This window comes from Paracoccus mutanolyticus (assembly GCF_003285265.1).
Classification (GTDB): Bacteria; Pseudomonadota; Alphaproteobacteria; order Rhodobacterales; family Rhodobacteraceae; genus Paracoccus; species Paracoccus yeei.
The window spans coordinates 2,168,202-2,194,675 of record NZ_CP030239.1; the positions used below are offsets into that span (position 1 = coordinate 2,168,202).

Sequence of the window (26,474 nt, forward strand, 5' to 3'; positions counted from 1 at the left end):
TTACAGGTCCATCAGCAGGCGGCGGGGATCCTCCAGCGCCTCTTTCACGCGGACCAGGAAGGTCACGGCGCCCTTGCCGTCGACGATGCGGTGGTCATAGCTCAGCGCCAGATACATCATCGGGCGGATGACGATCTGGCCGTTCACGACCACCGGTCGTTCCTGGATCTTGTGCATGCCCAGGATGCCCGACTGCGGCGGGTTCAGAATGGGCGAGGACATGAGCGAGCCATAGACACCGCCGTTCGAGATGGTGAAGGTGCCGCCCTGCATTTCCGCCATGGTCAGCTTGCCGTCGCGGCCCTTGGCGCCCAGTTCGGCGATCTCCTTCTCGATCTGGGCGAAGCTCTTGCGGTCGGCGTCGCGCACCACCGGAACGACCAGGCCGTTCGGGGTGCCGACGGCGACGCCCATGTGGACGAAGTGCTTGTAGACCACATCGCCGCCGTCGATCTCGGCGTTGACCTCGGGGACTTCCTTCAGGGCGTGGCAGCAGGCCTTCACGAAGAAGGACATGAAGCCCAGCTTGACCTTGTGCTTCTTCTCGAACTGGTCCTTGTAGCTGTTGCGCAGGTCCATGACGCCCGACATGTCCACCTCGTTATAGGTGGTCAGCATGGCGGCGGTGTTCTGCGCGTCCTTGAGCCGGCGGGCGATGGTGGCGCGCAGGCGGGTCATCTTGACGCGCTCCTCGCGCGCGGCATCCTCGGCCGAACTCGGGGCGCGGGGCGCCGCGGCCGGGGCAGGGGCGGCCGAAGGCGCGGGCGCCGAGCCGGCGCGGGCGACATCTTCCTTCATGACGCGGCCGTCGCGGCCCGTGCCCGTGACCGCGTCGCGGCTGACGCCGGCCTCGGCCATGGCCCTCTTGGCCGAGGGCGCGTCCTCGACATCGGCGCGGGGCTTCGGCGTCTCGGGACCGGCGCCGGGGGATTCCACCGCAGCGGCCTTCTTCGCCTCGGGCTCGGCCTTGGAGGGCGCGGGCGCCGCGCCGGCCGCGCCTTCGGTGATGATGGCAAGCCGGGCAGTCGCATCAACGGTCGTGCCTTCATCGGCCAGGATCTCGGCCAGCACGCCGGCGGCGGGGCTAGGCACCTCGACCGAAACCTTGTCGGTTTCCAGTTCGCACAGCATCTCGTCCTGGGCGACGCTGTCGCCGACCTTCTTGAACCAGGTGGCGACGGTGGCTTCGGTGACGCTTTCGCCCAGGGTGGGCACCATCACGTCGATGGATTTTCCGCTCATCTTCTTCTGTCCTTCCTGGGGCTTCGCGCCCGCATCGTGCTTGGGCAACATTTCCTCGGGGCCCGCGTTGCCGACCTCGGCGATCTGGGCCAGCAGGGCGTTCGGGGTGACGGTCTCGCCCTCGGGGGCAACGATCTCGGCCAGCTTGCCGGCGACGGGCGAGGGAACCTCGACCGTCACCTTGTCGGTTTCCAGCTCGCACAGCATCTCGTCGACTGCCACGCTGTCGCCCGGCTTCTTGAACCAGGTGGCGACGGTCGCCTCGGATACCGATTCCCCCAGCGCGGGGACGCGCACTTCCACGGCCATCGTCATGCCCCGATCGTGATGGCTTCGTTGACCAGCGCCTCTTGCTCGGCCTTGTGGCGCGAGGCAAGGCCGGTCGCCGGCGAGGCCGAGGCGGCACGGCCCACATAGCGGGCGCGGCCGTGCTTGGCGCCGATGCGCGACAGCACCCATTCCAGGTTCGGCTCGACGAAGGTCCAGCCGCCCATGTTCTTGGGTTCTTCCTGGCACCAGACGATCTCGGCGTCCTTGAAGCGGTCAAGTTCCTTGGACATCGCCTGCGCGGGGAAGGGATAGAACTGTTCCAGGCGCATCAGATAGACGTCGTCGGCCCCGGCGGCGTCGCGTGCAGCCAGCAGGTCGTAATAGACCTTGCCCGAGCAGATCACCACGCGCCGGATCTCGCTGTCGGGCTTCAGCGTCAGCGAGGCGGTGCCGCGCTGCGCGTCGTCCCACAGCACCCGGTGGAAGGTCGAGCCGGTGGTGAACTCGTCCGCCGTCGAGACCGCCTGCGGGTGGCGCAGCAGCGATTTCGGCGTCATCAGGATCAGCGGCTTGCGGAACGGGCGCTTCAGTTGGCGTCGCAGGATGTGGAAATAGTTCGCGGGTGTCGTGCAGTTCGCGACGATCCAGTTGTCCTCGGCCGACATCTGCAGCCAGCGCTCAAGCCGGGCCGAGCTGTGTTCGGGCCCCTGACCCTCGAAGCCGTGGGGCATCATCACCACCAGGCCCGACATGCGCAGCCATTTCTTCTCGCCCGAGTTGATGAACTGGTCGAACATGATCTGCGCGCCATTGGCGAAGTCGCCGAACTGCGCCTCCCACAGGACCAGGCTGTTGGGTTCGGCCAGCGAATAGCCGTATTCAAAGCCCAGCACCGCATATTCCGACAGCATCGAGTCGATGACCTCGTAGCGCGCCTGCCCGCCCCGGATGTGGTTCAGCGGATAGTAGCGTTCCTCGGTGACCTGGTCGATGAAGGCCGAATGGCGTTGCGAGAAGGTGCCGCGGGTTGAATCCTGGCCCGCCAGGCGCACCGGATGCCCCTCGACCAGCAGCGAGCCGAAGGCCAGCGCCTCGCCCGTCGCCCAGTCGAAGCCCTTGCCGGTTTCGAACATCTGCTTCTTGGCTTCCAGCAGGCGGCCGACGGTCTTGTGCAACTCGAACCCTTCGGGCACGCGGGTCAGTGCGGTGCCAAGCTCGGCCATGGTCTCGGGGCTGATGCCGGTGTTGCCGGCGTTGTATTCGGCGCCCTCGGCCTCGAGCCCCGACCACTTGCCGTCCAGCCAGTCGGCCTTGTTCGGCTTGAAGTTCTTGCCGACCTCGTATTCCTCGTTCAGATGGGCCTGGAACGCGGCCTTCATCTCCTCGATCTCGCCCTCGGGGACAAGGCCGTCGGCGACCAGGCGCTCGGTGTAAAGCTGCAGCGTGGTCTTGTGGCCCTTGATGGTCTTGTACATCGCCGGGTTGGTGAACATCGGCTCGTCGCCTTCGTTGTGACCGAAGCGGCGATAGCAGAAGATGTCGATCACGACGTCCTTCTGGAACTTCTGGCGGAACTCGGTCGCGACCTTGGCGGCATGGACCACGGCCTCCGGATCGTCGCCGTTGACGTGGAAGATCGGCGCCTCGACCATCAGGGCGATGTCGGTCGGATAGGGCGAGGTGCGGCTGAAATGCGGCGCCGTGGTAAAGCCGATCTGGTTGTTCACGACGATATGGATGGTGCCGCCGGTGCGGTGGCCGCGGATGCCCGAAAGCTGCAGGCATTCCGCCACGACCCCCTGGCCCGCAAAGGCCGCGTCGCCGTGCAGCAGGATCGGCAGGACCGAGGTGCGGTGCGTCTGGTCGGACAGCTGGTCCTGCTTGGCGCGGACCTTGCCCAGCACGACCGGGTTCACCGCCTCCAGGTGCGAGGGGTTCGCGGTCAGCGACAGGTGCACGGTGTTGTCGTCGAAGGTCCGGTCCGAGGAGGCGCCGAGGTGGTATTTCACGTCGCCCGAGCCGTCCACGTCGTCGGGCTTGTAGCTGCCGCCCTGGAATTCGTGGAAGATCGCCCGATAGGGCTTGTTCAGCACGTTCGCCAGCACCGACAGGCGGCCGCGGTGCGGCATGCCGATCACCACCTCCTTGACGCCAAGCGCGCCGCCGCGCTTGATGATCTGCTCCATCGCGGGGATCAGCGCCTCGCCGCCGTCCAGGCCGAAGCGCTTGGTGCCCATGTACTTGACATGAAGGAACTTTTCAAAGCCCTCGGCCTCGACCAGCTTGTTCAGGATGGCGCGGCGCCCCTCGCGGGTGAAGGCGATCTCCTTGCCGTAACCCTCGATCCGCTCCTTCAGCCAGGCCGCTTCCTCGGGGTTCGAGATGTGCATGAACTGGATGGCGAAGGTGCCGCAATAGGTGCGCTTCATCAGATCCACGATCTGGCGGATCGAGGCGACCTGCAGGCCCAGCACGTTGTCGATGAAGATCGGCCGGTCCATGTCGGCGTCGGTGAAGCCGTAGGTTTCGGGCTTCAGTTCGCCGTGGTCGGGGATCTCGCGCATGCCCAGCGGGTCAAGGTCGGCATGCAGGTGGCCGCGGATGCGGAAGGCGCGGATCAGCATGATGGCGCGCACGCTGTCCAGCACCGCGCGCTTGAGCTGGTCGTCGCTCAGGCTGACGCCCTTTTCGGCGGCCTTGCCGGCGATCTTGTCCAGCGCCGCCTTGGCCTCGGCCTTGGGCAGCATCGGCCATTCGCCGGTCAGCGCCGAGGTGGCTCGTCGCTGGGCGCGGGCGGCCAGTCGGCCCGGCGCCAGCTGGCGCCCTTGGCTCGCGCGTGACGGTCGTCTCGTCATCGCCCAGGCTGCGGAAGAAGGCATCCCAGGCCGCGTCCACCGCCGAGGGGTCCTTGGCCCACTGGCCATAGAGCTTTGGCGGATAGTTCGGGTTCGAACCGGCCAGAGCTGGAGGCGTGGCAGGTCGCGTTGGCGGACTGATCGTTCATTTCTGATCGTCCAGTTGCTTGCCGTCGCGCTCTGGCGGCTGGTGAAGGTGCAGAATGGCCATCTGCGGGTCGGCGGGTCGTGCGGGCGGGGTCATGGTCCGTCACGCACAAAGAATATCGATCTTGGCGGCACCCGGGTCGTCGAAGAATGCCAGGGGCAGCCGCATCAGGTGGTCGAACAACCCGGCCTTCCACTGCAACGCACGGACTGGCCTGCTGGTCGGCGTCCGGCGGCGCATTGCCGGGGTGATAGATCAGCCGCCAGCCCGCGTCGTTGCGGTTGACGGTGCGCACCGCGTGCGGCGGCAGGCCGGTGGTCCGGTGCAGGTCGGTGCGGGCCGGCACGCCGCCGCGCAACACGTCCTCGGTCGGGCCACGGCCGCAGGCCGCGACCAGCAGCGCCGTCAGCAAAAGGACGCAGGCCGCGCCCCTGCGGGGGGGCGAGCCAAGGTCCGAACTGGCGATCCTGCGATCCAACACATCACCTGCGGTTGCTCTGTGGCCCCAAGGTAGGCAGGGGCCACAGCTAAGTCAAAAGTCCTACGAAGACGTTACCGTTCCCCCGAAAAGGGGGCGCGGCTTAGCGCCCGATGGCCTTCAGCACCGCTTCGCCCAGACCCGCCGGGCTGTCGGCGACGATGATTCCGGCCGATTTCATGGCCTCGATCTTGCTTTCCGCGTCGCCCTTGCCGCCCGAGACGATGGCGCCGGCATGGCCCATGCGGCGGCCCTTCGGCGCGGTGCGGCCCGCGATGAAGCCGGCCGTTGGTTCCATATCATTCTGTTCAAGCCTCGTTGGCCGGGTCCCCGGCGTTCGCCTCTTCCTCGGCCAGTTGCTCCGCCACGGCCTTCGGAAGCTTGGCGAGTGGGCGGTCAGCGAACATCTGCAGCACGTCGATATGCTCCATGCCCTTGATCGGGTCGCCGCCGATGCCGACGGCCGAGGACTGGCCCAAGCCCACGTCCGAGGTCTGCTTCACCGCCTCATAGGTCAGGGTGCCGGAACGCGACACAACGCCGACCGAGCCGCGCTTGAAGATGGAGCCCGGCATGATGCCGATCTTGCATTCGTCGGGGGTCATGATGCCGGGGCAGTTCGGGCCGATCAGCCGCGACTGGCTGCCCTGCAGGGCGCGCTTGACCTTCATCATGTCAAGGACCGGGATGCCTTCGGTGATGCAGACGATCAGCGGGATTTCCGCGTCGATGGCTTCCAGGATCGAGTCGGCCGCGAAGGGCGGCGGGACATAGATCACGCTGGCGTTGGCGCCGGTTTTCGCCACGGCCTCGTGGACCGAGTTGAACACGGGCAGGCCCAGGTGCTCGGACCCGCCCTTGCCCGGCGTCACGCCGCCGACCATCTGGGTGCCGTAGGCGATCGCCTGTTCGGTGTGGAACGTCCCCTGCGAGCCGGTCAGGCCCTGGCAGATGACTTTGGTGTCTTTGTTGACGAGAACGGCCATAATGGCTCCCTCTAATTCATATGTCGCATGTTGGTCGCGACGCTCGCGACCATGGGGCTCAGTCGGCTTTTCTGATCGAGAAAGTGTTCGTTCCGTCGGATCTCGTTCCATAGAAATTCATCTTCACGCCATTGGCGACAAAGCTGAAACTGGACGGATTGCTGCTCGTGTTCTGGTAGCCTGCGGCCTCGAGGGCGCGCACCCAGACCTGGCCGGTCTCTTGCAGGCCGCCCATGGCAACACCGGAGATGCCGTCGTGGTCCGCGAAGCAACCTTTCCCGGGAACCAGCTTGATGCCCTCTTTGCTGAGAAGGCCCTTGCCGGCCGGTGCGAGATAGACTCCGGAACCGATCATGGCATTGCGCTGGGTATAGCCCAGTGCCCGGATCGCCGCGTAATTCGGCTGTTTGCCCGAAGCAGCGGCAATGCATTCCGGAATGAAGGTGTTCACCACCGGACGGTATTCACGGTCAAGCTTGCTGCTTTGCTCGGGAGACAGGCTCATCGAACAGGCGGCAAGCAGGACCGTAAGCGATGCAATGACGGAACGCCCTTTCATCTCAGCCCTTCACCGCCTTGACGATCTTCTGCGCCGCGTCCGACAGGTCGTCCGCCGCGATCACGTTCAGGCCGGATTCACCGATGATCTGCTTGCCCAGATCGACGTTGGTGCCCTCAAGCCGCACGACCAGCGGGACCTGCAGGCCGACTTCCTTCACCGCGGCAATGATGCCTTCCGCGATGATGTCGCAGCGCATGATGCCGCCGAAGATGTTGACCAGGATGCCTTTGACGTTCGGGTCCGAGGTGATGATCTTGAACGCCTCGGTGACCTTTTCCTTGGTGGCGCCGCCGCCGACGTCAAGAAAGTTCGCAGGCTCGGCGCCGTAGAGCTTGATGATGTCCATGGTGGCCATCGCCAGGCCCGCGCCGTTCACCATGCAGCCGATCTCGCCGTCCAGCGCGATGTAGTTCAGGTCGAACTTCGAGGCCGCGAGCTCCTTCGGGTCTTCCTCGGTCTCGTCGCGCAGCGCCAGGATGTCGGGCTGACGATAAAGCGCGTTGTTGTCGAAGCCCATCTTGGCGTCGAGGCACTTGAGGTTGCCTTCCTTGGTCACGATCAGCGGATTGATCTCCAGCATCTCCATGTCCTTCTCGATGAACATGCGATACAGGTTCTTGATCAGCGCCACGCATTGCTTGACCTGGCCGCCGGTCAGACCCAGGGCAAAGGCCACGCGGCGGCCGTGGAAATCCGACAGCCCCGAGGCGGGGTCGACGCTGAAGCTGACGATCTTTTCGGGCGTCGAGGCCGCGACTTCCTCGATGTCCATGCCGCCTTCGGTCGAGGCGACGAAGCTGATGCGCGAGGCGCCGCGGTCGACCAGCAGCGCCAGATACAGCTCGCGCTCGATGTCGCTGCCGTCCTCGATGTAGATGCGGTTGACCTGCTTGCCGGCCTCGCCGGTCTGGTGCGTGACCAGGGTGCGGCCCAGCATCTGGCGGGTCAGTTCCTCGGCCTCGGCCACGGATTTCGCCAGGCGGACGCCGCCCTTTTCACCGGCTGCGGCTTCCTTGAAATGGCCCTTGCCGCGACCACCGGCGTGGATCTGCGCCTTGACGACCCAGAGCGGCCCGTCGAGTTCGCCTGCGGCGGACTTCGCCTCGTCGGCCTTGGTCACGACCCGGCCGTCCGAGACCGGCGCGCCGTAGTGACGCAGCAGCGCCTTGGCCTTTTCAGGATGGTCATGCTGTATCTCCGCAATTGTCGGTTGGCGGGCTTGTGGCATATCCGGGCGGGGGGCCAAAGCGATAAGCGCCGCAAAATGCATAAAAGGCGCGTGTTTTGCGGCTTTGTGATCACGCCCTTTCAGGCTGTGATCACAAAGCCGCTGTACTGTTAACGCAAGCATTCCCGAACCGCGCTGTCCGCACGAGTCGGCACGAAAAAGGCCCCGCGGCGGATGCGGGGGCCTGTCCCGGAGCGGGTCTGGCGATCCGGCCAGGCTGGCGTCGATGCCCTTGCAGGCCGCGACCAGGCCCTTGACCGCATCCACCGACTTGTCGAACATCGCCTGTTCGTCGTCGTTCAGCGTGATGTCGATGACCTTTTCGATGCCGTTCGCGCCGATCACGGTCGGCACGCCGACATAAAGCCCGTCAAGGCCGTAGGCGCCGTCCACATAGGCCGCGCAGGGCAGGACGCGCTTCTGGTCCTTCAGATAGGCCTCCGCCATCTCGATGGCCGAGGTGGCCGGGGCATAGAAGGCCGAGCCGGTCTTCAGCAGGCCGACGATCTCGGCACCGCCGTCGCGGGTGCGCTGGATGATCGCGTCCAGTTTGTCCTGCGTGGTCCAGCCCATCTTGACCAGGTCGGGCAGGGGGATGCCCGCGACGGTCGAATAGCGGGCCAGCGGCACCATGGTGTCGCCATGGCCGCCCAGCACGAAGGCCGTCACGTCGCGCATCGAGACGCCGAATTCCAGCGACAGGAAATGGCGGAAGCGGGCCGAGTCGAGCACGCCGGCCATGCCGACGACCTTTTCATGCGGCAGGCCGCTGAACTCGCGCAGCGCCCAGACCATGGCGTCCAGCGGGTTGGTGATGCAGATGACAAAGGCGTTCGGGGCGTGCTGCTTGATGCCTTCGCCGACCGATTTCATGACCTTGAGGTTGATGCCCAGAAGATCGTCGCGGCTCATGCCCGGCTTGCGCGGGACGCCGGCGGTCACGATGCAGACGTCGGCGCCGGCGATGTCGGCATAGTCGTTGGCGCCCTTCATCACCGCGTCGAAGCCCTCGGACGGGCCCGATTGCGCGATGTCCAGCGCCTTGCCCTGGGGCGTGCCCTCGGCGATGTCGAACAGGACGACGTCGCCCAGTTCCTTCATCGCAGCCAGATGCGCCAGCGTGCCGCCGATCTGTCCCGCACCGATAAGTGCGATCTTGGGTCGGGCCATGGTCAACCTCCGATTTCCATGATGGTTCGGGCGGTGGGGTAGTCCCTTGGAATGGGAATCGCAAGCCTCGGACGCGGTGCGACGGGCGATTTCGCGGCGCCGCAGCACGGCTTGGCCCGCTTTTCCGGCAGGTTAGCGATAGCAGCCGCCGCTGGCCGATGCGATTGCAACCCGCCCGCCCTTGGCCTAGCCATGCCGGGCAATGGGCGGGGGGACGCATGGGGCTGGATATCTGGGGCTGGACGCTGGCCATCGTCGCGGCCTTCGCGGTCGGGCTGGCCAAGGGCGGGCTGTCGATGGTGGGCGTGATCGCCGTGCCGCTGATGGCGCTTGTCATGTCGCCGGTGCAGGCGGCGGGCATCCTGCTGCCGGTCTATGTCGCTTCGGACATCGGCGGGCTCGTGGCCTTTCGCCGCGACTTCGACCGGCGGGTGCGGCAACGCTGCTGCCGGGCGCCGTCGCAGGCATCGGGCTGGGCTGGGCCACCGCCCATCTGGTCGAGGAACGCCACGTCGCCCTGATCGTCGGCATCATCGGACTGGCCTTCGCCCTGAACGCCCTGCTGCGGCCGCGCGCCGCCGCCCAGGCGCGGCCGCCCCGCCTGGGGGCAGGCACGTTCTGGGGGCTGGTGTCGGGCTATACCAGCTTTGTCAGCCATTCGGGCGCGCCGCCCTATCAGGTCTATGCCCAGCCGCTGCGGATGGAGCCGCTGACCTTTGCCGGCACCACCACGATCTTTTTCGCCATCTGCAATGCGGTCAAGCTGGTGCCCTATGCGTTGCTCGGCCAGCTCTCGGCGCATAACCTGACGGTCGCGGCGGTGCTGATGGTGCCGGGCGTCGCCGGGGTCGCCTGCGGGCTGTGGCTGATCCGGCGCATGTCCGCCGGTTTCTTCTATGGCTTCATCACCTGGGCCCTGGCGCTGGTGTCGGCCCGGCTGATCTGGTCGGCGCTTTAAAGGCCGGGCTCGGGCGGTTCGGCCAGCATCCCCTGGATCCGGGCATTGACGATGCGCTGGGCGTTGAACTCGGCCCGGCCGATGGCGGGGTTCAGCCGCAGCCGGGCGATGCCCGCCGTCACCGCATCCGCAAAGCGCAGGATCGAATCGTCGCGTTCCTCGTTGCGGTTCATCCGGTCGTAGAATTCCTGGTTGTGGCGCTCGGCGCTCGGGCGGTCCGCCGGAGTCCAGCCCCGGCCGCGCAGTTTCTTCAGCGCGAAATGTTCGGGCGTGCGCACGACATAGTGGTTGATCTGCCCCATCCGCCAGCCGAAATCCCGCTGCCCCAGCATGCGGCTGCGGGGAAAGTCCTCGCCATCCAGCCAGCGGCGGGTGGGCGGATAGTCGGAACTCAGCGCCTCGCCCCGGCCGTTCAGGAAGCGGGCGGCGTCGTTGTCGGGCAGGGGCTTCAGCAGGGGCCGGTTGATGCCCACGTCGGCGAACCCCGCGACCCGGTCGGTCACCCGAAACAGCATCTTGATTTCCTGGTTGGGGTCGAAGCCCCGGGCCGAGGCGCCCGTGAAATCGGCCGAGATCAGCCGTCCCGGGAAAAGCCCGTTCCCGTTGTCGCCGAAGACCCGCCATTGCAGCAGGATGCCGTCGTGGTCGCCCACCCGCTCCAGCAGCGCCGGCAGCGTGCCGTCGCCCACGCGGATGTTCAGGAACTCGTCGGCGTCGATCCACAGCACCCAGTCGCCCGGACGCAGCACGCCCGCGCGATTGGCATGGCGCGCCGCGTTGATCTGCGGCCCCACGCCGGGCGGAACGGTCAGCAGCCTGTGCTCCACCTCGCCGGCATCCGACAGGGCGTCCAGCAGCTCTGTCGTGCCATCGTCTGAATCGTTGGAATAGATGACGATCCGGTCAAATCCGATCGCCTTGTGATAGGCGACCCACTCCAGCAGAAAGGGCGCCTCGTTCTTCATGGCGCTGAACAGGGTGAAACTCATTACATCGATCCTCGGAAAGCCCCTCAACGTGACCAAACGGCGCGGCCGCTTGCAAAGTTGCCTTTTGGGTCAGTTCCAGGACCGGATCAGTTTCTTCTGCGCTGCGGCGAAAGGGTGCTTGCGATTCGCGACGTTTCCATGCAGCGTCGCGCAAGAATATTACGTGAGGCCCGCATGACCCGTCCCTATCGTTCCGTTCTGTACATCCCTGCGGCCAATGCCCGCGCCATGGAAAAGGCCCGCTCGCTGCCTGCCGACGCCATCATCTTCGACCTCGAGGACGCGGTGGCGCCTTCGGAAAAGGCCGCGGCGCGCGACCTTCTCAGCCAGGCGCTGCTGTCCGACTATGGATCCCGGGCGCGGATCGTCCGCATCAACGGGCTGGACACGCAATGGGCCGAAGGCGACGCCCGCGCCTTTGCCCGCGGCGCCGACGCGGTGCTGATCCCCAAGGTCAGCCGCTCGGCCGACCTGGACCGGGTGGCGGACCTGGTGCCCGACACGCGCTGTGGGCGATGATGGAAACGGCCGAGGGCATGCTGAACGCGGCCGAGATCGCGGCCCATCCCCGGCTGGCCGGCATGGTCATGGGCACCAACGACCTGGCCAAGGAACTGGGCGCACGCTTTCGTCCCGACCGCCTGCCGATGATGGCCGGGCTGGGCCTGTGCCTGCTGGCCGCGCGGGCGCACAGGCGGGTCATCGTGGACGGGGTGTTCAACGCCTTCAAGGACGATGACGGGCTGCGCGCGGAATGCGAACAGGGCCGCGACATGGGGTTCGATGGCAAGACCCTGATCCACCCCGCCCAGCTTGCCGTCGCCAACGCGGTCTTTGCCCCGACCGAGGCCGAGGCCGACCTGGCCCGGCGCCAGCTCGCCGCCTTCGCGAGGCCAAGGCCCAGGGAAGGGCGTCGCCGTGGCGATGGCCGCATCGTCGGAACTGCATGTCGAACCGCCCGCGCGGCGCTGGCCCGGGCCGAGGCGATTGCGAAGCTGGCCGGTTAGGGGCAGGCTGCCGTCGGAACATCCAGCAAGAGGATAGCCAGATGTTGATCCTGATCCTGGGCCTCGCCTTGTGGTGGGGCGCGCATTTCTTCAAGCGGCTCGCCCCCGCCCGCCGGGCCGAGATGGGCGACAAGGGCAAGGGCCTGGTCGCCGGTGCCTTGGCGGTCGCGGTCCTGCTGATGATCTGGGGCTACCGGATGGCGGACGGGCCCTATTGGTGGGGCGCCTCGGCGCCGCTCAAGGGGATCAACAACCTGCTGGTGCTGGCCGCCTTCTACCTGTTCGCGGCGGACGGGATGAAGACGCGGATCACCGCGCGGGTTCGCCATCCGCAACTGACGGGCTTTGCGCTGTGGGCCTTCGCGCATCTGCTGCCGAACGGCGACCTGCCCAGCTTTGTCCTGTTCGGCGGCCTGCTGGTCTGGGCGCTGGCGGAAATGGCGGTCATCAACCGCGCCCAGCCGCGCTGGACGCCGCCGGCCGGGCCTTTTCCCGTCCGCAAGGAAATCATGGCCGGGGTGGGTGCCGTCGTCCTGATGCTGGTCGTCGGACTGATCCACCGCTGGCTGGGCTACAACCCGTTTGGAGGCTGACATGCCAAGGATCTATCGCCTGCTGTCCGACGACGACACCTCGGCCTTTTGCCACAAGGTCAGCGAGGCGCTGTCCAGGGGCTGGGAACTGCACGGCGGCCCCGCCTATGCCTTCGACGCGGCGCGCGGGGTCATGCGCTGCGCCCAGGCCGTCACCAAGCAGATCGAGACCGACTATCACCCCGACATGAAGCTGGGACGCCAATGACCAAGACCAACGCCGGCCGCTTCTTCGAGGATTACCGCCTGGGCCAGGTGATCCGCCACGCCGTCCCCCGCACCTTGGCCGAGGGCGAGCGCGCGCTGTATCACGCGCTCTATCCGGCCCGGCATGCGCTGTATTCCAGCGACGAATTCGCCGCCGCCTGCGGGCTGGAAAGCAGCCCGATGGACGACCTGCTGGCGTTTCACATGGTCTTTGGCAAGACGGTGCCCGACATCAGCCTGAACGCGGTGGCGAACCTGGGCTATGCGCAGGGGCGCTGGCTGGCGCCGGTCTGGCCGGGCGATACGCTGCGGGCGGAATCGCAGGTGATCGGGCTGCGGCAGAACTCGAACGGCGCATCGGGGGTGGTCTGGGTGCACACCCGCGGCCTGAACCAGATGGATCAGGTGGTTCTGGACTATGTGCGCTGGGTCATGGTGCGCAAGCGCGACCAGGACGCGCCCGCGCCCGACGCCGTGGTGCCGGACCTGGCCCTCGCGGTTCCGCCCGAAGCGCTGATCGTCCCCGAAGGTCTGGACTTTACCGGCTATGACTTCGAACTGGCGGGCGAGCCGCACCGCTGGGGCGACTACGCCTTGGGCGAGATCATCGACCATGTGGACGGCGTCACCATCGAAGAAGCCGAGCACATGCTGGCCACCCGCCTGTGGCAGAACACCGCCAAGGTGCATTTCGACGCCACCTTCCGCGACGACGGCCGCCGGCTGATCTATGGCGGCCATGTCATCAGCATGGCCCGCGCGCTGTCCTTCAATGGCCTCGCCAATGCGCAGATGATCGTCGCGCTGAACGGCGGCGCCCACGCCAACCCCTGTTTCGCGGGCGACACCATCCGCGCCTGGTCCGAGGTGCTGGACAAGGCCCCGACCGGGGCGCCGGGGGTGGGGGCGATCCGGCTGCGGCTGGTCGCGCACAAGGGCGATGCGGGCGACCGCGCCCTGCGCGACGAGGGCGGCAAATACGCGCCGCAGGTGCTTCTGGACCTGGATTACTGGGCGTTGATGCCGCTTTGACAGCGCATTCGTGACGGAATCGCTTGGGTTTCTGCGTTGCGGCAACGCCATGCCGCGTGATACCGCAAACAGCGGCCAGCCTGTGATCACAGCGTGCGGTAGCGTGATCACAAAGGTCGAATTTTTGTGATATTCCCCCTTTCGTCTCGCCTCCGCCCGTGACAGATGCGACAAAACCACTAGAAGCAGACCCAATTTCTCGGCCAGCCCTCGCCGCCAGCCGCCCCAAGGATCGGGCTGAGCCGCCAGGGCCCCTGAACGCAGGAGAGCGCACCATGGCTGACGTCAACCGGGGCAACCGGCCGCTGTCACCGCATCTGCAGGTCTATCGCCTGCCCCTTGCCGCCGTTACCTCGATCATGACCCGGATCACCGGGCACGCGCTGGTCGCCGGCATCGTGCTGATCGTCTGGTGGCTGGTCGCCGCCGTCTCCTCGGGCGGGGCGTTCGCCGTCGCCGACTGGGTGGTGCGGTCCTGGCTGGGCTTCATCATCCTGACCGGCTCGATGTGGGCGCTGTGGTTCCATCTGCTGGCCGGCGTGCGTCACCTGCTTTACGACGCGGGCCACCTGCTGGGGATCAAGGAATCCGAACGGGCCAGCCAGGTCCTGATCGTGGGCTCGGTCGTGCTGGCGCTGCTGACCCTTGTCATCTTCTTCATGTTCTAAGGGGACCGCCATGCATTACATCACCCCCCGCAAGGCCGCCGAAGGGCTTGGCGCGGCGCATGAGGGCACGCAGGCGCACTGGGCGCTGACCATCTCCTCGGTCGCGCTGCTGATCCTGACGCCGCTGTTCATGATCACCATCGCGCGCGCCATCGGCCTGCCGCGCGAACTGGTGCTGGCCTATTTCGCCCGCCCGCTGCCGGCGCTGATCACGGTGCTGTTCGTCATCGTGGGCATGCTGCACTTCATCCGCGGCACGCGCATCATGATCGACGACTATTTCCGGGATACGACCCGCCGGGTCGCGATCATCCTTTCCGTCATCTTCGGCTGGGCGGTCATCGCCGCCGCCGTCTACGCGCTGGCCCGGATGGGCCTGGGCGCGATCGTCGTTCTCTGAGGTCCGCAATGGCAGCTTATACATACGAAACGCACGACTATGACGTGGTGGTCGTGGGCGCCGGCGGGGCCGGTCTGCGCGCGACGCTGGGCATGGCCGAACAGGGGCTGCGCACGGCCTGCGTGACCAAGGTGTTCCCGACCCGCAGCCACACCGTCGCCGCCCAGGGCGGCATCGCGGCATCGCTGTCGAACATGGGCCCCGACAACTGGCAGTGGCACATGTACGACACCGTCAAGGGCTCGGACTGGCTGGGCGACACCGACGCCATGGAATACCTGGCGCGCGAGGCCCCGAAGGCGGTCTATGAGCTGGAACATTACGGCGTGCCGTTTTCCCGGACCGAGGAGGGCAAGATCTATCAGCGCCCCTTCGGCGGCCACACCACGGAGTTCGGAGAAGGCCCGCCGGTGCAGCGCACCTGCGCCGCCGCCGACCGCACCGGCCACGCCATCCTGCACACGCTTTATGGCCAGTCGCTGAAGGAAAAGGCCGAGTTCTTCATCGAATACTTCGCGCTGGACCTGATCGTCACCGACGGCGCCTGCACCGGCGTGGTCTGCTGGAAGCTCGATGACGGCACCATCCACGTCTTCAACGCCAAGATGGTTGTGCTGGCGACGGGCGGCTATGGCCGGGCCTATTTCAGCGCGACCAGCGCCCACACCTGCACCGGCGACGGCGGCGGCATGGTGGCGCGCGCCGGCCTGCCCCTGCAGGACATGGAATTCGTGCAGTTCCACCCGACCGGCATCTATGGCTCGGGCTGCCTGATCACCGAGGGCGCGCGCGGCGAAGGCGGCTACCTGACGAACTCGGAAGGCGAGCGCTTCATGGAGCGCTATGCGCCCACCTACAAGGATCTGGCGTCGCGCGACGTGGTCAGCCGCTGCATCACGCTGGAGATCCGCGAAGGCCGCGGCGTGGGCGAGCACAAGGACCACATGTTCCTGAACCTGCAGCACCTGCCGCCGGAAAGCCTGGCCGAGCGTCTGCCGGGGATTTCGGAATCCGCCCGCATCTTTGCCGGCGTCGATGTCACGCGCGAACCGATCCCGATCCTGCCGACCGTGCATTACAACATGGGCGGCATCCCCACCAACTATTGGGGCGAGGTGCTGAACCCGACCGAGGACGCGCCCGATGCCGTCTTCCCCGGCCTGATGGCGGTGGGCGAGGCGGGCTGCGCCAGCGTGCACGGCGCGAACCGGCTGGGCTCGAACTCGCTGATCGACCTGGTGGTGTTCGGGCGGGCCGCCGCGATCCGCGCCGGCAAGGTGATCGACCGCAAGGCGGCGATCCCCACGACCAACCGGGCCGAGGTGGACAAGGCGCTGGAGCGCTTCGACCGCATCCGCAACGCCAACGGCGGCACCCCCACGGCGGAACTGCGGCTGGAGATGCAGAAGACCATGCAGGCCGATGCCGCCGTCTTCCGCACCGACAAGACCCTGGCCGAGGGCGTCGAGAAGATGGAAGCCATCGCCGCGCGGATGAACGACATCAAGGTCACCGACCGCAGCCTGATCTGGAACAGCGACCGATGGAGACGCTGGAACTGACCAACCTGATGCCGAACGCGCTGGCGACCATCGTCGCGGCCGAGGCGCGCAAGGAAAGCCGCGGCGCCCATGCGCACGAGGACTGGCCCGAGCGGGATGACGCCAACTGGCGCAAGCACTCGCTTGCCTGGATCGAAGGCAACGATGTTAAACTGGCCTATCGGCCCGTCCACCTCGAGCCTTTGACCACGCAAGACGAGGGCGGGATCGATCTGAAAAAGATCGCACCCAAAGCGAGGGTTTATTGATGCGCCTTTCCCTGAGCCTGCCCCTGACCCTGACGGTTGCTGCCCTGGCCCTTTCGGGCTGCGTGCAGAACCCCGGCACGATGCCGCCGACGGCGATCGTGCCGCCGGTCGTCACCCCGAACCCCGATGCAGCCGTGCGCAGCTCGGCCCGGGTGGTCGTCAACCGCGAGATGGCCAAGCGCCTGCCGGGGGCGAATGTCGCGCCCTATACCGACTGCGTGCTGCAGAACGCGACCACGGCGGAACTGGCCGACATCGCGCAATCCGCCGACGCGAGCGGCGCCGTCGCCTCGGTCGTGGGCCGGCCGGCCACGACGCAGTGCATCGCCGGAGCCGCTGCAGCGGCCAAGCGGACGGTCTGATGCGGCGCGCGGGCGCCCCGGCGGTGCTGGCCCTGCTGGCGCTGGGGGCCTGCACGCCGCTGACGGTCGAGCAGGCCGAACGGGCCTGCCTTGACAGCGCCCGCGACGCCACCGGCCCGCGCACCGAGATGGGCGTGGGCGTTGGCTCGCACGGGGCGCGCGGCGGTTTTGTCCGCGTGGGCGTCTCATCGGACTATATCATGGGCCGCGATCCGGCCCAGGTGTTCCAGAACTGCGTGAAGCGCCGCTCGGGGCAGATGCCCAACCGACCGCTTTACGACCAACCGGGGTGGAGGGCGCGCTGACGCCCTTTGCCATTCAGCCTGCCGCATGACGGCCGATCGCCCGTGGCGGTCAGACCACCAGGAGTAACCCAATGGTCCAACTCAATCTTCCCAAGAACAGCCGCATGCGGGTCGGCAAGACCTGGCCGATGCCCCAGGGCGCCACGAACGTCCGCCGCTTCAACATCTATCGCTGGGACCCGGACACCGGGGAAAACCCGCGCATCGACACCTATTACGTCGACCTGGACAAGTGCGGGCCGATGGTGCTGGACGCGCTGATCAAGATCAAGAACGAGATCGATCCCACGCTGACCTTCCGCCGGTCCTGCCGCGAGGGGATCTGCGGCTCCTGCGCGATGAACATCGACGGCGGCAACCACCTGGCCTGCATCTTCGGCATCGACGAGGTGAAGGGCAAGGAGGTGAACATCTATCCCCTGCCGCACATGCCGGTGGTCAAGGACCTGATCCCCGACCTGACGCATTTCTATGCCCAGCACGCCAGCGTGAACCCCTATCTGATCACCGAGACGCCCACCCCCGACAAGGAGTGGCGTCAGTCGATCGAGGACCGCAAGAAGCTGGATGGGCTTTACGAATGCATCCTGTGCGCCTCGTGCTCGACATCCTGCCCGAGCTACTGGTGGAACGGCGACCGCTATCTGGGCCCGGCGGCCCTGCTGCACGCCTATCGCTGGCTGATCGACAGCCGCGACGAAGCCACGGGCGAGCGGCTGGACGCGCTGGAGGACCCGTTCAAGCTGTATCGCTGCCACACGATCATGAACTGCACGAACACCTGTCCCAAGGGGCTGAACCCGGCCAAGGCCATCGCCTCGATCAAGCACATGATGGTCGAGCGCATCGCCTGATCGCCGCGTGACCTGCACCGGCGTCATGGCCGGTATACCGTGACATGCCGCGCCGCAGGGTGGAATATTCTGCGGCGCGGCATTATCTTTTCCGCGGGGAGACAAACGACCGTTCCGACCCCGGAGAGAACCATGACGACCCTGAACGCGACCGAAAACCTTGCCGTGCTGAAGCGCTCCGCCGACAAGCCTGCAGCCGAGGCGCTGGCGGTGCTGGAGCAGATGTTCGGCTATTTCAGCTTTGAGCCGATGCCGCTTGAGCGTGCGGAAGAGCGCCTCGCGGCCTGAACCCGGCCTTGCCCCTTCGGGCCTTGCAGCGCGGCTTGACGGCCGCGCTTTCGTTTTTGCGGGAGCGTCCCGTGGCACGGCCGCATGGGTATTTGGCAAAACGGTGAAAGCCCGGCGGGCGCTTGCCGTCCCGCGCCCCTTGCGGCTAGCATTGCCGGCATGACCCATCGCATCCCTGTCGACGCCGCCGAGCGTCGTGCCGTCGCCCCGGTCGTCTGCTATCCGGCCGAGGCGCTTCCCGATCCGCAGCTGTTCCAACTGGCCGAGACCCGGCGCATGGCGCGCAAGACCGGCGAATGCCTGGTGCCGCCGCGCCGCGCCCGGTGTTTCCGCGTTCCCGCGGGGCATTTCTTTCGCATCACCTGCACCGAAGGGCCGCAGGTCGGCGACCTGAACCTGTGGTCCGCACATGATCCGTCCGAGCGGTTCTTTTCCGGCAAGACCCGGGCGCTGCACGGCACGCACCTGACGCGCGGCGACCGGATGTGGTCCTGCCTGCCGTTCCTGCGCCCGATGGCGACGGTGACCGAGGACACGCTGGAATGGTACGGGATCGACGAATACGGCGCATCGGTCCATGACGTGATCGGCACGCGCTGCGACCCCTATACCCACAAGCTGCTGAGCGGCGGCGATTATCACCACTGCTGCCATTCGAACCTGACCAACGCCCTGGCCGAGGAACTGAACCGTCCCCCGGCCGAGGTCGAGGGGCTGGTCCACGACGTGCTGAACGTCTTCATGTGCACGGGCTTCAGCCGCGACACAGGGCAGTATCTGATGAAGGCGAGCCCGGTGCGGCCGGGCGACTATCTTGAGCTGTTCGCCGAGATCGACCTGATCGGCGGGCTTTCGGCCTGCCCGGGCGGCGACTGCGGCGCCGAGCATTCCAGCGACGCCGCCCCCTGCCACCCGCTGCTGGTCGAGATCTTTGCGCCCGCGGTCCCGACCGACCGGCCGGTGCCGCAGCCAAGTCCCTATCGCTGGCCCTAGAGCGCGATCGGCACCAGCACCTCGGGTTCGATCACCTGGACCCCGGGCAGGCCGTCCCGCAGGGCCTGGGCATCCTGTTCCAGCAGCGGGAAGGTCTTGTAGTGGCAGGGGATCACGGTCTTGAAATCGAAGTACTTCCGGGCCGCCCATGCCGCGCGCTTCATGTCCATGGTGAAATGGCCGCCGGCCGAAAGGATGCCGATGTCGGGCTGGTGGTATTCGCCCATCCAGCCCATGTCGGCCATGATGTCGGTGTCGCCCGAGACATAGATCACATGGCCTTCGCCCGCGATCATGTAGCCGGATTCGTGGCCGGCATAGATCGGGCCCTCGTTGCCTTCGAAGGACGAGCTGTGGCTGGCGTTCACCATGGTGACGCGCGCGCCGCCCAGGTCCACGGTGCCGCCCTTGTTGAAGCCGATTCCCTCGATCCCCTGGTGGGTCTGCCAGGTCGAGATCAGGTCGTAGATTCCCGCGACCGGGATCTTGAGGTCACGCGCGATGGACAGCGTGTCGCCGGTGTGGTCGCCGTGGCCGTGGGTCAGCAGGATGTGGGTCGCGCCACGGACGGCCTCGTCGCGGCGGTCATCGGGAAAGACCGGGTTTCCCGACATCCAGGGGTCGATCAGGATCACCGCCTGTTCGATTTCAAGCCGAAAGCCGGAGTGGCCAAGCCAGGTCAGTTTCATCGGGGCTCCTTTCCTTGTCGCGGGCATCCTGCCAAGCCAGGCGGCCCGGGTAAAGTTCCGCCGCATCCGCCGCTTGCCCCGCCGGGGCGCGGGCGGTAAACCGCCCCCAAGCGAAAGGAGCCCCCATGGCGATTACTCAGGATGAGGCCCGCAAGGTCGCGCATCTGGCGCGCATCGCGGTCGATGACGCGGACCTGCCGGCCTGGCGCAGGAGCTGAACGGCATCCTGCACTTCATGGAGCAACTGAACGAGGTCGACGTGACCGGCGTCGAGCCGATGACCGGGGTCGAGCCGATGCGCCTGAAGCGGCGCGAGGATGTCGTGACCGACGGCGACATGCAGGACCTGATCCTGAAGAACGCGCCCGACGCGCGCGAGGGCTTCTTTGCCGTGCCGAAGGTGGTGGAATGAGCGAGCTGAACAGACTGACCATCGCCGAGGCCCGCGACGCGCTGGCGAAAGGCGAGACGACGGCCGTTGAGTTGACCGAGGCCTGCCTGTCGGCCATCGAGGGCTCGGCTGCGCTGAACGCCTTCGTCCACAACACGCCCGACCGGGCGCGCGAGATGGCCAGGGCGGCGGATGCCCGCATCAAGGCGGGCGAGGCCGCGCCGATGACCGGCATTCCGGTCGGCGTCAAGGACCTGTTCTGCGTCCGGGACGTGCCCTCGCAATCGGCCAGCCGCATCCTGGACGGGTTCCGGCCGCAATATGAATCGACCGTGACCGGGAACCTGTGGGGCCAGGGCGCGGTCATGCTGGGCAAGCTGAACCAGGACGAGTTCGGCATGGGGTCGTCGACCGAGAACAGCGTCTATGGCCCGACGGTGAACCCGTGGAAGCTGGACGACGGCGTGAACCGGACGGCGGGCGGTTCCTCGGGCGGGTCTGCGGCTGCGGTGGCGGCGGGCCTGTGCCTTGGGGCGGCGGCGACCGACACCGGCGGCTCGATCCGCCAGCCGGCGGCCTTCACCGGCACGGTGGGGCTGCGCCCGACCTATGGCCGGGTCAGCCGCTGGGGTGTCATCGCCTATGCCAGTTCGCTGGACCAGGCCGGGCCGATCGCCCGGACGGTGCGCGACGCCGCGATCATGCTGGGAGCCATGGCTTCGGTCGATCCCAAGGATTCGACCAGCGCCGACCGCCCGGTGCCGGATTACGAGGCGGCGCTGACCGGCGACATCCGCGGCAAGCGCATCGGCATTCCCAGGGAATACCGCATCGAGGGGCTGTCGGACGAAATCGACGCGCTCTGGTCGCGCACCGCCGACATGCTGCGGGATGCGGGCGCCGAGATCGTCGACATCAGCCTGCCCCATGCGCAATATGCGCTGCCGGCCTATTACGTCATCGCCCCGGCCGAGGCATCGTCGAACCTGGCGCGCTACGACGGCGTGCGCTATGGCCGCCGCGCCAAACTGGGCGCGGGCGACGGCGTGGTCGAGATGTATGAAAAGACCCGCGCCGAGGGCTTTGGCCCCGAGGTCAAGCGCCGCGTGATGATCGGCACCTATGTGCTGTCGGCGGGGTTCTACGACGCCTATTACAACCGCGCCCGCAAGGTCCGCGCCCTGATCAAGCAGGACTTCGACCACGCCTATGCCGGCGGCATCGACGCGATCCTGGCGCCGACCACCCCCAGCGCCGCCTTTCCGCTGGGGTCGATGGACAAGGGCGATCCGGTCGAGATGTATCTGAACGACGTGTTCACGGTCACGCTGAACCTGGCCGGCCTGCCCGGCATCTCGGTTCCGGTGGGGCTGGACGCGCAGGGGCTGCCTCTTGGCATGCAACTGATCGGCCGCCCTTGGGAGGAGGGGGCGCTGTTGAACCTTGCGCAGGCGGTGGAGTCTGCGGCAGGCTTCGACGCGAAACCGTCGCGCTGGTGGTAGGCGGGCAAGCAGGGGCATGGCGATGCGCAAACTGACGATCCTTTCGGTGCTGGCACCGATCCTGGCCCTGGCCGCCTGTGCCGAGAATACCGGCTGGAATCCCAATTACAGCGCCATGCACAATGGCTCGCCCTATGCGAAATACCTGCAGACCCGGGAAGCGGCGCTGCAGGGGCAGGGCCCGGTGCCGCAGGTGATCCCGGTGCAGCTGCCGGCCGAGGCGCCCCAGGTCGTGCTGCCCAAGCGCCAGACCGGTGCGGTCCGGGTCGTCGCGGCCGAGGTGCCGGCCAATGCCCAGGTCGCGACGACCGGGCCTTATCCGGGCTCGACCCCGGTGCTGGTGCGCTATGCCCATCAGCAGCCGCAGAACCCCGGCGCGACGGTCTATCAGCGCACTGGCGGTTCGATCGCGCAGGCCGCGCGCCTGTGCAGCAGTTATCCGTCGCGCGATGCGGCGCAGCGGGCCTTCATCGCGTCGGGCGGGCCGCTGATCGACCCGCGCGGCATGGACCCGGACGGCGACGGCTATGTCTGCGGCTGGGATCCCAAGCCCTTCCGCGCGCCGCGCTGAGCCCGCGGCCTTGGGCCCGTCGCCCAATCACGGCGACCGGCGCGGGCAGCGGCCGGCGCTGGTCGTGATCCATTATACCGGGATGGCCGATGCCGAATCGGCGCGCGCGCGGCTATGCGACCCCCTGGCCGAGGTCAGCGCGCATTGGCTGATCCGCGAGGACGGCCGCACCGAGGCGCTGGTCCCCGAGGATCGTCGCGCCTGGCACGCCGGCGCGGGGTCCTGGCAGGGGCGCGAGGACGTGAACTCTCGCAGCATCGGCATCGAGCTTGCCAATCCCGGCGACCGGCCCTTTCCCGAACCGCAGATGGCCGCGCTCGGGTCGCTGTTGCGCGGCATCATGGCCCGCTGGGACATCGGCCCGGCCGGGGTGATCGCCCATTCCGACATGGCGCCGGGCCGCAAGACCGATCCGGGGCCGCGATTCGACTGGCGGAGGCTGGCGCTGGGCGGCCTGGCCCTCTGGCCCGAGGGTCTGGGCGAGGACCGGCCGCTGGCTGACAGCCTGCCCCGGATCGGCTATCCCGACAACCCGGCCGCATTATCGGCCTTTCGCCTGCGGTTTCGGCCCTGGGCCACGGGGCCCGAGACGGAGGACGACCGCCGGGCCGCCGCCGCCCTGGCCTACAGCCTGGCGAACAGGGCAGAGAGCCTGGCCGCCTCGGCCTCCAGCCCGTAGGGCGGGTTCAGCACCACCATGCCCGAGCCGACCATGCCATGCCCTGGCCGGGCGGGGGGAAAGCGCACCTCGGAAAACAGCGCCTCGGGCTGGGACTGGCGCAGTGCGCGCACCATCGGCGCCTGGCGGTCGTCGGTCAGAACCGGATACCACAGCGCGATGATGCCCACGTTCCACTTCCGCGCCAGCAAGCCGATCTGGCGCGGCAGGGTGTCGTAATCGGCCTTGACCTCATAGCTGGGGTCGATCAGCAGCAGCCCCCGGCGCGGCGTGGGCGGGCAAAGCGCCTGCGCCATCTGCAAGCCGTCCTGCCGATGCAGATGGGCGAAACCCGCGACACGGGCCAGCGCCTCGTGCTCGGCCGGGTGCAGCTCGGCCAGATGGGCGTTGTCCTCGGGGCGCAGGAAGTAACGGGCGATCAGCGGCGAGCCGGGATAGGCGTCGGGGCCATAAAGGCTGCGCGCCTGGTCCAGGGCGTGGCGGAGGGGATGGTCCGGGGACAGCCAGTCCTGCGCCAGCGCGCGGGTGATGCCGGCCGCCGCCTCGCCGGTCTTGCCGGCCTCGGGGCTTGACAGGTCGTATAGCCCGCGACCGGCGTGGGTTTCCAGATAGGTCAGCGGTTTCGGCTTGGCGGTCAGATAGGCCAGCATCCAGGCAAGCAGCGCGTGCTTGTGCAGGTCGGCCAGGTTCCCGGCGTGATAGGCGTGCTGATAGGACAACATGCCAGCGCCCTACACCGATGCCCCGCAAATGAAAAGCGGCGGCGCCCAGGGAGGAGGGGGGCACCGCCGCGCAACGCCGGCCCAGGGAGGAGGAGGGGCCGCGTATGGGTGCGGCAATGGCAGGGAGGAGGAGGCCATCACCGCAAGCTGACGATCCCGGGGAGGAGGAGAGGGACCGTCGCATTCCGTGCCGCCGCGTGGCTGCTGTTTTAGGCGGCACCCCCAGGGAGGAGGAGGGGGGTGCCGCCCGAACCGCAAGGCCCAGGGAGGAGGAGGGGCCCGGCGTATTGGTGGCGGCATCCCCAGGGAGGAGGAGGGGGAAGCCGCCTGAACTGCAGGACCCAATGGGAGGAGGGGGCCCCGCGGTATGGTTCGGCGGCTTCCCGGGAGGAGGGAGGGGAGCCGCCTGACTGCGTGGCCCAGGGAGGAGGAGGGGCCCCGCGGTATTCTGTCGGCGGCTTCCCCAGGGAGGAGGAGGGGGAAGCCGCCTGAACCGTAAGACCCAGGGAGGAGGAGGGGTCTTACCGTATCTGAGCGGCGGCATCCTCAGGGAGGAGGAGGGAGGATGCCGCCTGAACCCGGACCCCAGGGAGGAGGAGGGGGTCGGGTATTCCGTTCGTTACTTCGTGCCCCAGGCGGCTTCGTAGGCCACGCTGCGGATCATCGAGCGGCTGATGCCCAGGTCGGCCAGTTCGCGGCCGTTCAGCTGGTTCAGCTCGCGGACGGTCTGGCGGTACAGCGCCCGGCGTGCGAAGTAGTCGCGCATGCCGGCGACCAGGGTGCCAACGCGGCCTTCGCCGATGTGGTTGCGGGCAGCGCCGTGGTTCAGGTCAAGAACAGCCATTTCATACACTCTTGCGTCTCGGTCAGCTTCGGAATGTCCGTCGCTTTGTTAGGGCCAACATGCGCTTTTCGCCGCAGTCGCACAATAGCGGGGGGCGCGATGCTGCTATGCAGAAACCGAATGGCTTTCTGGGAACCTGTCTCCAAGCCTTTAATAACCCTTAATTTTTATAGAACCCTTACAACTGTTCCCGCAAAACCGCGATAATCAGGCAATCTTTACGCGGGGAAACAATGCCTTATTGCGCGGCGCGTCCTTTCCCTTGCCGATGCCGGTCTAAGTTGCGATGCTGCCGCGGCTTTGAAGGCGGGGACCAAATGGCGATATCACAGGAAAGTGTTCTTCTTGAACTGCGGCAGATCGCGGTTCCAGGGGGGGGGAATCTGGTCTCGGCGGACATGGTGCGCGCCCTTTCGGTCGAAAACGGCACGGTCCGATTCGTGATCGAGGCGGCCGACGCCGCGACGGCCCGCGCCCTGGCCCCGGTCGAGGCCGAGGCCGAGCGTCGCCTGAAGGCCCTGCCGGGGGTCGAGCGGGTGCAGATCGTGACGACCGCGCCCGCCGGCCCGCGCGGGCCCGCCCCCCAGGTCGCGGCGCGTTCAGGGGGCGATGCGCCCCCCAGCCTCAAGATCGGCCGCCACCCCACGCCGCAGGCGGGGCCGGCGCCGGTGCCGGGCGTGGCGCGGATCATTGCCATCGGCTCGGGCAAGGGAGGCGTCGGCAAGTCCACGCTGACCTCGAACCTGGCGGTGGCGCTGGCGCGGGCCGGGCGGCGGGTCGGGCTGCTGGATGCCGATATCTATGGCCCCTCGCAGCCGCGCATGCTGGGCCTGACCGGGCAGCGGCCCACCAGCGAGGGGCAGATGATCCAGCCCCTCCACGCCCATGGCGTCACCGTCATGTCGCTGGGCCTGATGATGAAGGAAGGCGAGGCAGTGGTGTGGCGCGGGCCCATGCTGATGGGCGCGCTGCAGCAGATGCTGACCCAGGTGAACTGGGGCGAGCTCGACGTGCTGCTGGTGGACCTGCCGCCGGGCACGGGGGACGTGCAGCTGTCGCTGTGCCAGAAGGCCCAGGTATCGGGGGCGATCATCGTGTCGACGCCGCAGGACGTGGCCCTGATCGACGCGCGCCGCGCCATCGACATGTTCGACAAGCTCAAGACCCCGGTGCTGGGCCTGGTTGAAAACATGTCGACCTATATCTGCCCCAACTGCGGGCACGAGGCGCATCTGTTCGGCCATGGCGGCGTGGCGGCCGAGGCGCGCCAGCTGGGCCTGCCGTTCCTGGGCGAGATTCCCCTGAATCTCGAGGTGCGGCTGGCGGGCGATGCCGGAACGCCGGTCGCGGCGCAGGGCGGGCCGGTGGCCGCGGCCTTCGACCGGCTGGCCGACCGCCTGATCGGCGGCGGCATGGCCTGAGGGTGGGATTCGGGGCCGGTTCCGGGAATTCACGGGACTTTCAGAAAACGATCGTCAAATCCCCAAACAGGTGCCGCCGCGCCTGATCCTGCGTGAGCGCCGTCCGAAACTGTGTTCCTTCTTGACAAGGATGTGCCGGGGCCCGTCGGGGCCCTTTTGCGTTCGCAGCGACGGTTTCAGGGAAAATGTGGGAAATTTGTCCCACCAATGATCACCCACCATATCTTGTGGTTGTGCGCGCCCGAATTCC

At 67.3% G+C, this 26,474-nt stretch carries 23 protein-coding genes and 6 pseudogenes; 19 read left to right on the plus strand and 10 right to left on the minus strand.

Going from position 1 to position 26,474, the window contains the following annotated elements; all coding sequences use genetic code 11:
• The 6 genes and pseudogenes from odhB to mdh all read right to left on the minus strand — a co-directional run.
• Positions 1–1,551: a 2-oxoglutarate dehydrogenase complex dihydrolipoyllysine-residue succinyltransferase gene (gene odhB, locus DPM13_RS11725; protein ID WP_112888076.1), complete on the minus strand. Its 1,551-nt coding sequence runs from the start codon at positions 1,549–1,551 to the stop codon at positions 1–3.
• A gap of 2 nt (positions 1,552–1,553) precedes the next feature.
• Positions 1,554–4,516, minus strand: a pseudogene (locus DPM13_RS11730) (2-oxoglutarate dehydrogenase E1 component).
• 580 nt (positions 4,517–5,096) lie between these two features.
• Positions 5,097–5,979: pseudogene (gene sucD / locus DPM13_RS11735) on the minus strand (succinate--CoA ligase subunit alpha).
• Between the two features lie 58 nt (positions 5,980–6,037).
• Positions 6,038–6,538, minus strand: a complete 501-nt coding sequence (locus DPM13_RS11740) for a hypothetical protein (protein WP_099648812.1) — start codon at positions 6,536–6,538, stop codon at positions 6,038–6,040.
• A 1-nt stretch (position 6,539) separates the two neighbouring features.
• Positions 6,540–7,769: an ADP-forming succinate--CoA ligase subunit beta gene (gene sucC / locus DPM13_RS11745; protein ID WP_112888762.1), complete on the minus strand. Its 1,230-nt coding sequence runs from the start codon at positions 7,767–7,769 to the stop codon at positions 6,540–6,542.
• 210 nt (positions 7,770–7,979) lie between these two features.
• Positions 7,980–8,939: pseudogene (gene mdh, locus DPM13_RS11750) on the minus strand (malate dehydrogenase); the annotation flags it as partial.
• 218 nt (positions 8,940–9,157) lie between these two features.
• Between mdh and DPM13_RS27045 the strand changes: the two are divergent.
• Positions 9,158–9,460, plus strand: coding sequence for a TSUP family transporter (locus tag DPM13_RS27045; protein WP_397246453.1), 303 nt, complete (start codon positions 9,158–9,160; stop codon positions 9,458–9,460).
• Positions 9,412–9,897: a sulfite exporter TauE/SafE family protein gene (locus tag DPM13_RS11755; protein WP_397246365.1), complete on the plus strand. Its 486-nt coding sequence runs from the start codon at positions 9,412–9,414 to the stop codon at positions 9,895–9,897. Before DPM13_RS27045 ends, DPM13_RS11755 begins: the two co-directional genes overlap by 49 nt.
• Here the strand turns inward: DPM13_RS11755 and DPM13_RS11760 are convergent.
• Positions 9,894–10,886: a glycosyltransferase family 2 protein gene (locus tag DPM13_RS11760; protein ID WP_112888077.1), complete on the minus strand. Its 993-nt coding sequence runs from the start codon at positions 10,884–10,886 to the stop codon at positions 9,894–9,896. The genes DPM13_RS11755 and DPM13_RS11760 overlap by 4 nt on opposite strands.
• 138 nt (positions 10,887–11,024) lie before the next feature.
• Between DPM13_RS11760 and DPM13_RS11765 the strand changes: the two are divergent.
• From DPM13_RS11765 to DPM13_RS11815, 12 genes and pseudogenes are all read left to right on the plus strand, one after another.
• Positions 11,025–11,893, plus strand: a pseudogene (locus tag DPM13_RS11765) (HpcH/HpaI aldolase/citrate lyase family protein).
• A gap of 41 nt (positions 11,894–11,934) precedes the next feature.
• On the plus strand, positions 11,935–12,486 hold the full coding sequence (locus tag DPM13_RS11770; RefSeq protein WP_028718087.1) for an NnrU family protein: 552 nt from the start codon (positions 11,935–11,937) through the stop codon (positions 12,484–12,486).
• A 1-nt stretch (position 12,487) separates the two neighbouring features.
• Complete coding sequence (locus tag DPM13_RS11775) at positions 12,488–12,694, plus strand: DUF1737 domain-containing protein (RefSeq protein WP_028718086.1); 207 nt, start codon at positions 12,488–12,490, stop codon at positions 12,692–12,694.
• Positions 12,691–13,725 (plus strand): MaoC family dehydratase, encoded by a 1,035-nt coding sequence (locus DPM13_RS11780; RefSeq protein WP_112888078.1) that lies wholly within the window; start codon positions 12,691–12,693, stop codon positions 13,723–13,725. Before DPM13_RS11775 ends, DPM13_RS11780 begins: the two co-directional genes overlap by 4 nt.
• A gap of 275 nt (positions 13,726–14,000) precedes the next feature.
• Positions 14,001–14,393, plus strand: a complete 393-nt coding sequence (gene sdhC, locus DPM13_RS11785) for a succinate dehydrogenase, cytochrome b556 subunit (protein ID WP_028718084.1) — start codon at positions 14,001–14,003, stop codon at positions 14,391–14,393.
• A 10-nt stretch (positions 14,394–14,403) separates the two neighbouring features.
• Positions 14,404–14,793, plus strand: a complete 390-nt coding sequence (locus DPM13_RS11790) for a succinate dehydrogenase, hydrophobic membrane anchor protein (RefSeq protein ID WP_112888079.1) — start codon at positions 14,404–14,406, stop codon at positions 14,791–14,793.
• Between the two features lie 8 nt (positions 14,794–14,801).
• Positions 14,802–16,603 (plus strand): annotated as a pseudogene (gene sdhA, locus DPM13_RS11795) (succinate dehydrogenase flavoprotein subunit).
• Entirely contained in the window at positions 16,603–16,965 is a 363-nt protein-coding gene (locus DPM13_RS11800) for a hypothetical protein (RefSeq protein WP_223251978.1), read from the plus strand. The pseudogene sdhA and the gene DPM13_RS11800 overlap by 1 nt, the downstream one beginning before the upstream one ends.
• The gene (locus DPM13_RS11805) at positions 16,965–17,270 is read left to right on the plus strand and encodes a hypothetical protein (protein WP_028718080.1); all 306 of its coding nucleotides are present in this window, start codon (positions 16,965–16,967) and stop codon (positions 17,268–17,270) included. Before DPM13_RS11800 ends, DPM13_RS11805 begins: the two co-directional genes overlap by 1 nt.
• A 71-nt stretch (positions 17,271–17,341) precedes the next feature.
• On the plus strand, positions 17,342–18,124 hold the full coding sequence (locus DPM13_RS11810) for a succinate dehydrogenase iron-sulfur subunit (RefSeq protein WP_028718079.1): 783 nt from the start codon (positions 17,342–17,344) through the stop codon (positions 18,122–18,124).
• Between the two features lie 132 nt (positions 18,125–18,256).
• Entirely contained in the window at positions 18,257–18,412 is a 156-nt protein-coding gene (locus DPM13_RS20865; RefSeq protein WP_155992515.1) for a hypothetical protein, read from the plus strand.
• Between the two features lie 159 nt (positions 18,413–18,571).
• Entirely contained in the window at positions 18,572–19,405 is an 834-nt protein-coding gene (locus tag DPM13_RS11815; protein ID WP_028718078.1) for an urea carboxylase-associated family protein, read from the plus strand.
• On the opposite strand, the gene DPM13_RS11820 is transcribed toward DPM13_RS11815, so the two are convergent.
• Positions 19,402–20,094 (minus strand): metal-dependent hydrolase, encoded by a 693-nt coding sequence (locus tag DPM13_RS11820; protein ID WP_028718077.1) that lies wholly within the window; start codon positions 20,092–20,094, stop codon positions 19,402–19,404. The genes DPM13_RS11815 and DPM13_RS11820 overlap by 4 nt on opposite strands.
• A 125-nt stretch (positions 20,095–20,219) precedes the next feature.
• Between DPM13_RS11820 and gatC the strand changes: the two are divergent.
• The 4 genes and pseudogenes from gatC (at position 20,220) to DPM13_RS11840 (ending at position 23,237) form a co-directional block, all read left to right on the plus strand.
• Positions 20,220–20,506 (plus strand): annotated as a pseudogene (gatC, locus tag DPM13_RS11825) (Asp-tRNA(Asn)/Glu-tRNA(Gln) amidotransferase subunit GatC).
• Complete coding sequence (gatA, locus tag DPM13_RS11830; protein WP_112888080.1) at positions 20,503–21,987, plus strand: Asp-tRNA(Asn)/Glu-tRNA(Gln) amidotransferase subunit GatA; 1,485 nt, start codon at positions 20,503–20,505, stop codon at positions 21,985–21,987. Before gatC ends, gatA begins: the two are co-directional and overlap by 4 nt.
• 22 nt (positions 21,988–22,009) lie before the next feature.
• Positions 22,010–22,558 (plus strand): hypothetical protein, encoded by a 549-nt coding sequence (locus tag DPM13_RS11835; RefSeq protein ID WP_080622871.1) that lies wholly within the window; start codon positions 22,010–22,012, stop codon positions 22,556–22,558.
• Between the two features lie 10 nt (positions 22,559–22,568).
• Entirely contained in the window at positions 22,569–23,237 is a 669-nt protein-coding gene (locus tag DPM13_RS11840) for an N-acetylmuramoyl-L-alanine amidase (RefSeq protein WP_112888081.1), read from the plus strand.
• Here the strand turns inward: DPM13_RS11840 and rlmJ are convergent.
• Positions 23,183–23,959, minus strand: coding sequence for a 23S rRNA (adenine(2030)-N(6))-methyltransferase RlmJ (gene rlmJ, locus DPM13_RS11845; protein ID WP_112888082.1), 777 nt, complete (start codon positions 23,957–23,959; stop codon positions 23,183–23,185). The genes DPM13_RS11840 and rlmJ overlap by 55 nt on opposite strands.
• Before the next feature lie 619 nt (positions 23,960–24,578).
• Positions 24,579–24,803: a DUF1127 domain-containing protein gene (locus DPM13_RS11850; RefSeq protein WP_080621828.1), complete on the minus strand. Its 225-nt coding sequence runs from the start codon at positions 24,801–24,803 to the stop codon at positions 24,579–24,581.
• Between the two features lie 317 nt (positions 24,804–25,120).
• Between DPM13_RS11850 and DPM13_RS11855 the strand changes: the two genes are divergently transcribed.
• On the plus strand, positions 25,121–26,224 hold the full coding sequence (locus DPM13_RS11855; RefSeq protein ID WP_028718071.1) for an Mrp/NBP35 family ATP-binding protein: 1,104 nt from the start codon (positions 25,121–25,123) through the stop codon (positions 26,222–26,224).
• Positions 26,225–26,474: the final 250 nt, after the last annotated feature.